Annotated in this window: 1 protein-coding gene; it reads right to left on the reverse strand. The window is 69.3% G+C overall.

Annotated elements, in window-relative coordinates; all coding sequences use genetic code 11:
• The coding region (locus AC1DU6_RS30890) for a putative bifunctional diguanylate cyclase/phosphodiesterase (RefSeq protein ID WP_477861925.1) at window positions 1–1,509 on the reverse strand (1,509 nt) is incomplete at both ends.

Raw genomic sequence — 1,509 nt, forward strand, 5'->3', positions numbered from 1 at the left:
CCCATCTCCCTGAGCGCCACCATCTGCGCCTCCGTCTCCACCCCTTCCGCCACCACCTCCATCCCCAGCTCATGCGCCATCGTCACGATGGCCCGGCACAGCGCCAGTGCCTTGCCGCCGTTCTCCAGCCCGGCGACAAAGCTGCGATCGATCTTGACGGTGTCGATGTCGTGATGCTGCAGATAGCTCAGCGACGAATAGCCGGTGCCGAAGTCGTCCAGCGAGATCGCCAACCCTGCCTCGCGCAGCGCCCRCAGCCGCTCGGCCACCGCTTCATCGCGCTCCAGCAGCAGCCCTTCGGTGATCTCCACCGCCAGCGCGTCGCCGGGCAATCCCAGGCCGCGCAGATGCGTGACCCAGTCCGGCTGCACACGGTGGCTGCGCTCGCCGAGAAATTGCACCGGTGACTTGTTGACGCTGATCTGGAAGCCCTCGTGCCCCGCCGCGCGCCAGGCCAGCACCTGGGCTGCGGCCTCACGAAAGACCCAGTCGCCGATGTCGACGATGAAGCCGCTGGTCTCCGCGATCGGGATGAACTGGGCCGGGCTGACGTCACCCAGTTGGGGGTGGGACCAGCGCAGCAGCGCCTCAGCCTTGCGCGGCGGCGCGGTCGGGTCTTGCAGCGACAGGATGGGCTGATAGACCAGGCTGAATTGCGACAACCGCAGCGCCTCGCGCAACTCGGCCACCAGCCGGGCGCGCCGTTGCGCGGCCTCGTGCAGGGCCGGCGTGAACAGGCTCATGCGGTTGCGGCCCGCGCCCTTGGCTTCATACAGCGCCAGATCGGMATGCTTGAACAGGGCCTCGATCTCGACGCCATCGCGGGGCGCCAGGCTGACACCGATGCTGGCCGATACATAGACCCGCTCGCCGGCGACCTCGAAGGCCTCGGACAAGGCTTCCAGCAGGTCGTGCCCGACGCGCTCGGCCGCGAGCACCGCCTGATCCGTCGCCAGCAGCACGGTGAACTCGTCGCCACCCATGCGCGCGACCACGCCGCCCGGGGGCATGTGCTCCTGCAGCCGCCCCGCCACCTGCACCAGCAGCGCGTCACCGACGTCATGGCCCAGGGAGTCGTTGACCTCCTTGAAATGATCGAGGTCGACGAACATCACGGCGAGCTCGTCGCCGCGCAGCGCGCGCAGGGCCAGCGCCCGCTCGATGCGTTCGCGCAGCGAACGGCGGTTGGGCAGGCCGGTCAGCGTGTCGACACGCGCCTGCTGCCAGACCAGCGCCTCCTGGCGCTTGCGATCGGTGATGTCGGTGTGCGTGCCGACCATGCGCAACGGCCGGCCGGCCGTGTCCCGCGCGATGACCATGCCGCGGCTCAGGATCCATTTCCAGCTGCCGTCCTTGGCCAGCACGCGGTGTTCGTTGCGGTAGAGCGGCGTGCGGCCGGCGAAATGGTCCTCGCGGTCCTTGTCCATCTGCGCCAGGTCGTCGGGATGGGTGCGCGCGTCGAAGGCCTCCGGTGTCGCGTCGACGTCGCCCGGCTCGAAGCCATAGAGG

The organism is Roseateles sp. P5_B10, from assembly GCF_056400485.1.